This is a genomic window from Streptosporangiales bacterium (assembly GCA_009379955.1).
GTDB lineage: Bacteria > Actinomycetota > Actinomycetes > Streptosporangiales > WHST01 > WHST01.
Genome location: WHST01000197.1, coordinates 1 through 6,850, shown reverse-complemented (window position 1 = coordinate 6,850; position 6,850 = coordinate 1). Strand labels below are relative to the sequence as shown.

5 protein-coding genes are annotated in these 6,850 nt (G+C 70.4%); 2 read left to right on the top strand and 3 right to left on the bottom strand.

Annotation, left to right across the window (positions count from 1 at the left end):
- Nucleotides 1-159 precede the first annotated feature (159 nt).
- Nucleotides 160-864 (bottom strand): sirohydrochlorin chelatase, encoded by a 705-nt coding sequence (locus tag GEV10_31415; GenBank protein ID MQA82913.1) that lies wholly within the window; start codon nt 862-864, stop codon nt 160-162.
- Nucleotides 865-932: 68 nt separating this feature from the next.
- Nucleotides 933-3,359, bottom strand: a complete 2,427-nt coding sequence (locus GEV10_31410) for a hypothetical protein (protein MQA82912.1) — start codon at nt 3,357-3,359, stop codon at nt 933-935.
- 200 nt (nt 3,360-3,559) lie between these two features.
- Between GEV10_31410 and GEV10_31405 the strand changes: the two genes are divergently transcribed.
- The gene (locus tag GEV10_31405; GenBank protein ID MQA82911.1) at nt 3,560-4,174 is read left to right on the top strand and encodes a dihydrofolate reductase; all 615 of its coding nucleotides are present in this window, start codon (nt 3,560-3,562) and stop codon (nt 4,172-4,174) included.
- A 102-nt stretch (nt 4,175-4,276) separates the two neighbouring features.
- Here the strand turns inward: GEV10_31405 and GEV10_31400 are convergent, their stop codons facing one another.
- Complete coding sequence (locus tag GEV10_31400) at nt 4,277-5,590, bottom strand: DUF222 domain-containing protein (protein MQA82910.1); 1,314 nt, start codon at nt 5,588-5,590, stop codon at nt 4,277-4,279.
- Nucleotides 5,591-6,057: 467 nt separating this feature from the next.
- Here GEV10_31400 and GEV10_31395 point away from each other — a divergent pair, with 467 nt between their 5' ends.
- Nucleotides 6,058-6,714 carry a methyltransferase domain-containing protein gene (locus tag GEV10_31395; GenBank protein ID MQA82909.1) on the top strand — a complete coding sequence of 219 codons (657 nt, stop codon included), beginning with the start codon at nt 6,058-6,060 and terminating at the stop codon, nt 6,712-6,714.
- Nucleotides 6,715-6,850 lie beyond the last annotated feature (136 nt).

The following is a 6,850-nucleotide window of genomic DNA, read 5'->3' as shown; positions in this document are numbered from 1 at the left end:
CGGCCTGACTCTTTACGCCGTCCTCCGCGAACTCCAGGCCCTACTCGGCGTCTGGACCGGCGCTTGCCGTCTCTGCCTGCAACCCGTCCTGCCACGCCCACCCACCCCCGCAGACTCGACATAACAAAGTACTACTAGGGGAGGTCCGCTATGCGTCCGCTAACCGGCGCGACCCGCGGTGTAGCGGTCGAGCAGCGCGGCGACGACCGCGGGATGGGCACCGAGCGGCTCGGTGACGACGTCGGCGCCCGCCGCCACGAGCCGCTGCAGGAACATGCCGGGCGCGAGCAGCCAGGCCGCGAGCGCCACCCGACCACCGTCCGTGCGCCTGGCGGCGTCGACCGCGTCCGGCACGGCGGGCTCGGCCGACGTGACGTAGCCCGTGGTCACCGCCCCGTCGACGCGGTCGGCGAGCAGCCGCCTGGCAACCTCGACATCGGCGAGTGCACGGGCGTCGGACGACCCCGCGGCCGCGAGCACGACCGCGTCCCCGGGCCGGCGACCGGCCTCGGCGAGCCGGTCCGCGAGCGCGTCGACCAGCCCGGGGTCAGGCCCGAGCGCGGGCGCCACCACGACGTCGTCGCGCTCGGCCGCCGCCATCTGGCGCGGCAGGTCGACACGTACGTGATAGCCCTCGGCGAGGAACGCGGGAACGACGACGGCCGGACCGTCGACGCCGGCGAGCACGTCCCCGACAGTCGGCCCGATCACGTCGACGAACGCCAGCCGCACGTCCACACCACCGGCCGCCGCCAGGGCGTCGGCCAGCGCGGCCAGCGCGCCCGGCCCGCGCGGATCGCGGGTACCGTGCGCGACCAGCACGCACACCGGCCGCGGACCGGTCGGTGCATCAGGCGTCTCCATCGGACCGATCGTCCCACCCCGGACACCCGGGCGGAGGTGACCGGGTCAGGTTCGCTAATGACGATGCGCTAGTGCTGGTCACGACTCAGCGCGTTGGTGAGGCCGGCGACGACGGCGGTGACCAGCAGCCAGCCCGCGAGCGCGAGGCCGAAGGACCACCACACCGCCGCACCCTCGGCCTGCCACGCGGCCTGCTGGCCCAGGTCGCCGACCGGGAGCAGCACGTCCACCGTGTAGGCGAACGCGTTGAACGCGGGTGTGCCTGCCCCGGCCGGATGCAGCTCCGCCGGGTGCAGGACGGCGAACACCAACGACCCCAACACCAGGATCGCCGCCAGCCACACGGCAGCGAGCCAGGTGCGGTAGCCGTACCCCACGGTCGCCCACAGGAACCAGTTCCAGGCCTTGCCGAAGACGTTCAACTTGCTGCGTCGGCACCACTGCTTCTCCAGGCTCACCCGGCGAGCGCGCTCACCGTACCCCGCTCGCCGGTACGCCGCGGCGAGCTCGTCGTAGGGACCGGGCGCGTATCCCCCCTCGTGTCGCGACACCCACTCCTTCAGACGCTTCTTCACCGGTACGCCCTTGGTGGTCACCGACTCGTACACGAACCCGCGCAGCCGCAACACCTTGGGCCAACTCGACGGACGGTCGAGAAAGGTGCCGACGTGCGCGTCCGTCAGGTCGACCACGCCATCGGGCGGTCGTACCGGCATCAGCACCAGCGCAGAGGCACGCAGGCCCTCGGCGTCCAGGCCGACACCGTCTTTCGCACCGGTGAGCTCGGCCTCACCGAAGTCGAGTCGCCCGCCGATCCGCGCGTCGCGCAGACGAATGCATCCGTCGGAGGTGAAGGCGTCTCCGCAGATCATGTCACCGCCGACCTTCAGGCCACGCCCGGCGAGCGCGTAGTCTCCCGCGTTGCTCAGCCTCGCTCTCCGGAGGTCGAACTCGCCGCCGACGTCGGCACCCGTCAGCACAACGATGCCCTTGGCGCTGAAGCCATTCCTGACGAACGCGTTACCGCCGACGACGAGATCGGCGGCCTCGAGAGCGGTGCCGCCAGGGTTGGAGAGGTCGGCACGGCTGAGGTCCAGGTGGCCACCGATGTGAGTCGCGGTCAGCCGAAACTCGCCGGTGACGGTGAGACCCATGCCGAGGACGGCACCGTCGACGACGAGGCCATCCGCGTAGAAAGCGCGCGCGCCGTCGTTCGCCAGAGTCGCCCCGGCGAGGTCGACAATGCCGCCGACGCGCGTGTCGTGCAACCGGACCTCACCCGTGACGACGCAGCCACCCCCGAGCATCAGGTCGTTGCCGACGGTCGCACTGACGGCAACGAGAGCGTCTCGCCCCGGATTGGTCAGCCTCGCTCCGGTGAAGAAGATCGCGCCACCGATTTGCGCGTCGGTCAGGCGGAGCTCCCCGTCGCACACCGTCGAAGCGAAGCTGACGTTCTGGCCGACGGTGAGCATGTCGGCCTCCAGGGCAAGGCCACGCTGGTCGGGGAGCTTCGCCTCGGGCCCGTCCGAGACCTCCGTCTCCGGATCGCCGGAGACCTGCACGTCGGGTCCCGCAGTGAGCTTTGCCTCGGACATCACCAGCGCACCTTCGATGCGCGCTCCGACCAGGCAGACCGTCCCCGCCGCGGTGAAGCCGTCCCAGCAGCGCATGTTCTGGCCGACCGTGAGTCGAGCGGCGTCGAGTGCCCGACCCTTCGCGTTGGTCAGGCTCGCCCCGCGCAGATCGAGCATCCCGCGAACGTGTCCGGAGCTCAGGTCGACACCGCCTGTCGCGGTGACGTCGGCACAGGACATCGACTGCTCGACCGTCAGGTCCCGCGCGTCCAGCGCGTAGCCATCGTGGTTCGTCAGCGTTGCGCCGTCCAGGGCGAGGCTTCGTCCGATCCGAGCGCCGGCCAACTGCACCCCACCCTCCGCCTCGAACCCTCCGTAGCACCACATGTCGTGGTCGACGGTGAGCCCCCAGGCTTGCAGAGCGAGACCGCTGGCAGGCTTCAGACGAGCCTGGTTGAGAACGAACTGTCCACCCACGTGGGCGGCGATGAAGCTGGCATTGCCCTTGCAGACGAGCCCGGCGAGGTTCACCGTGTGACTGGTGCGGAGGTAGTCGGCGGCAATGCCTGGCAGGTGGCTGTCGTTGAGCCGGATCGACACGGCCTGCATCTCCCTGAAATCGATCGGTTTGTCGAACCAGCAGCCGAGCAGGGCGACGGGACACGAGACGATCGCGCCGCCCAGGTCGAACCGGCCGGTGATGCGGACACCGACCAGGGTCACGCCTTTCGGTCCGTGCTCGGCACGTCCGCGCCGCCCGGTCAGTAGCTCGACCAGCAGCTCGGCTCGTACCCTCCTGTAGGCGGGCCACGACTCGGCCTCCGCGGCTGAATCAGAGCCGAACCCCACCGGTTCGCCGGTTGCCGCCGCCTTGACCACCCGGCGCTCCATGTCGGTGAGCTCGTCATCGGCCAGCACGCCGCTCCCCCGTTCGGGCTCCGTGGACCTGTCACGCTGTGAGCGCCAACTGGCGCTCCGAGAGTCTGACAAGTCGGCGAAGCCACGTCTACCGGCTCTCTCTATGCTGCTGTTCAAGGACCGCCGACAGTTCCCGCACGAGCACGACGGCTACTCCGTCCGACACCACACTTCGCCACGACCGCTCAGGGAGTAACGCGATGCGGAAGATCACCGCCGGTCTGTTCATCTCGCTCGACAGCGTCGTCGAGGATCCGCAGGATTGGCACTTCCCGTACTTCAACGACGAGATGGGCGTGGCCGTCAGCGGCCAGCTGGCCACCGCCGACACGCTGGTACTCGGCCGCAAGACCTACGACAGCTTCGCCGGTGCGTGGCCGGACCGCGAGACCGCGGGCGGCGAGGACGCCGGCATGGCCAAGGCGCTCGGCGATGCGCGCAAGATCGTCGTCTCGAACCAGAAGCTCCAGTTCACCTGGCGCAACTCCGAGCTGCTGAACGGCGACCTGGTCGAGGTCGTCACCGCGCTGAAGAACGAGCCGGGCGCGACGGACATCGCGATCAGCGGCTCGGTCTCCGTCGTCCGCCAGTTGCTGGCCGCCGGCCTCCTCGACGAGCTGCACCTGCTGGTCCACCCGATCGCCGTCCGCAAGGGCCTGCGCCTGTTCGACGAGGGCGAGTCCCCGATCCCGCTGCGGCTGGTCTCCTCCCAGGCCTTCACTACCGGCGTCCTGCACCTCATCTACTCCCCCGCAGAGACGACGCCGACGGGCACGTACGACGACGCGAAAGAGCACCTGTCCCAGACCTCCTGAGCTGACGCGACGTCACGACGCGTCACCCGCGCGCACGTCAGTCGGCCTACTGCCACCCCGACGTTCCGACATGCATCGACCTGCTGCCTGCGTAACACCGGGTCACGGGGACCGGTCGAAGACGCGGTTGCGTCTGGGTGTCTGGGTGGGGTCGAGCCAGGCGGGTGGCACGGTGTGGGCGCGGCTGTTGATCATGACGAGTTCGGCGCGTCCGGCGTGGATGTCGGTGTGGTGGCGGGTGCAGACCAGCGCGGTGTTGTCGATGTCGGTACGGCCGCCGTGGCTCCACCAGGTGAGGTGGTGCGCCTCGGTGTATTGCGGTGGCGCGTCACACCCGAATATCACACACCCCCGGTCCCGAGCGACCAGCGCCTTGCGCAGCACGGGTGGCGCGAGGCGCTTGCTGCGCCCGTAGTGCAGTACCTCCCCGTGGTGCCCGAACACCGCGAGTGCGGTGTCGGCGTCACACGCGGTCGTCAGGAGTTCGTGGACGGAGATGGGTTCGCCGTTGTTCAACCACGCGAGCCCGGACCTGTTCTCGAGCTCGGCCAGAGTGATGGTCGCGATGACCTGTGGACGGCGCCCACCCGAGGTCGGCATGTCCGGGTGCCCCAGCGCGAGGGTGGCGAGCTGGCCGAGCGCCTCTGCGCGGCGGCGTGGCGCGGTCCGCAGATCGGGGGTGCCGTCGGCTTCGGGTTTCGGTTTGGCGAGGGCCTCGACGGCGAGGTTCACCGCGTTCGCGGTGGGTGCGTCGAGGCGACCGCGGAGCCGGAACATACCGTGCAGATCCCGACTGATCGTGAACTCCTGCCGCTCCCGCCGTTCCTGCTCGTCCGCGAGCTGCCCGTCGGGGTCGAGGACGGCCTGCAGGTGCCGCGCAGCGAGCCGGACCCGGCCGGGGTCGAGGTGGGTGGCGTCGGCGACCAGGCGCCTCTCCGCCGCGTCCCGCGTCGCGCCGTCGACGGCGGCGGGTAGCTCCTCCAACGCTTCGGCGATCACGGTGGCATGCCGAGACGAGATGTCCCCTGCCCGCTGGGCGTCGGCGACCTGCGGGAACCGCGCCGGGAGTACCTCCCCGGACACGGCGGTGCGGGGCTGGAACCGGTCCACGGCACGGACTCGGGCGGCGGCGTCGGACTGGGTGATCCGTAGGAGGTCCCGCAGGTACGGCACCGCCGACTTGTAGCCGAGGTCGGTGGCGATGCCCTGGTCGATGACCTGCCGCACCAGCCCCTGCTGTATGACCGAGGTCATCCGGGTGATCTCCTCCACCACCGCGGTGACCCCTTGCGCGTCGTCGCCGCGCAGCACACCGAGCCAGGTGCCGGTCAGCGACGCGACTGCCTCGCGGACGGTCAGGACGCGTTCCCACACCGCGTCCGCAGTGTCGAGAGTCGCAGTCGTGTCGCCGTCCATAAACCCAAGAATAGACCCGGGTACCGACAATGAACCGGGTTATATCGGACACCCGGGATCCGGCTAATGTCACGGGTGAATAACAGTTCCGGAGGTCTCGACGAAAGGCGCACGAGGCGACCGTTACAGCGAGCTGACCGGGGAGCGCGGCGCCCAGAGAGCTGCCTCACCCCGTAGATGCGAGGTTTTATGGGGTCGGTCGCCGGGTGTCAAGAAACCGCAAGACCAGTAATCCCACAAAAGACGCTGTGCGGTTTCTTGACACCCGGCGGCCGACCTCCACAATCAAGAAAGGGGTGAGGCAGCGTACCCACAACGGCCCACAGCACCGGACCCACAGCAACAGCCCCCAAGGCAACGGACCCTGAGAGTGCGGCCCGCTACCACAACGGACCCATGCGGCCCGACCCAGGACAGGTGCTGCGCTTCTCCGAGAGGTGTCGGCAGCGACTGCGACGATGGCCGGCATGGACGACACGATCCGCGCGGTCGCGCGGTACTGGGACGACGCCGCCGGGGCGTTCGACGACGAGCCCGACCACGGGCTGCGCGAGGCAACCGTCCGCGCCGCGTGGGCACGACGGCTTGCGGGCTGGCTGCCCGCGGCGCCGGCGGACGTGCTCGACATCGGCTGCGGCACCGGCTCGCTCGCCCTCCTGGCGGCCGAGGCCGGACACCGGGTGACCGGCGTCGACCTCGCGCCGCGCATGGTCGAGGCAGCACGCGCCAAGCTCGCCGCCGCGGGTCTGACCGGCCGCTTCCTCGAGGGCGATGCCGGCCGGCCGCCGACCGGCGCCGAGCGCTACGACGTCGTCCTCGCCCGGCACGTGGTGTGGACCCTGCCCGACCCGCACGCCGCGCTGCGCGACTGGACCCGCAGGCTCCGGCCGGGCGGCCGCCTGGTCCTGGTCGAGGGCCGCTGGCGTACCCCAAGTCTCGACGTCGCGCCGTACATCAGCGGGGCGGAGACGCTGCCGTGGGACGGCGGCGTCACCGCGGACGACCTCGCGGCCGCGGTGCGTCCGCTCGTCGCCGCCATGCACGTCGAACCGCTCGACGGCGACCCCCACCTCTGGGGGCACGCCGTCCACGACGAGCGCTACGCCCTGATCGCCCACCTCTAGGGATGCGCTGATCAATGAGCCATTCCCGGGATGACCCGGCCTTCGGACGCTCGCGGTGGTTCCCGAACGGCTGCCGGGTTCTCTGCCGAGCCCCCTTGACCCCGGCTCGGGGGTCTGCGGGGCGGTTTCGGGCAGG

Excerpts from the sequence above, each read along its gene's own strand:
- GEV10_31415 (MQA82913.1), bottom strand. The coding sequence starts at position 864 with ATGGAGACGCCTGATGCACCGACCGGTCCGCGGCCGGTGTGCGTGCTG.
- GEV10_31405 (MQA82911.1), top strand. The coding sequence starts at position 3,560 with ATGCGGAAGATCACCGCCGGTCTGTTCATCTCGCTCGACAGCGTCGTC.
- GEV10_31400 (MQA82910.1), bottom strand. The coding sequence starts at position 5,590 with ATGGACGGCGACACGACTGCGACTCTCGACACTGCGGACGCGGTGTGG.
- GEV10_31395 (MQA82909.1), top strand. The coding sequence starts at position 6,058 with ATGGACGACACGATCCGCGCGGTCGCGCGGTACTGGGACGACGCCGCC.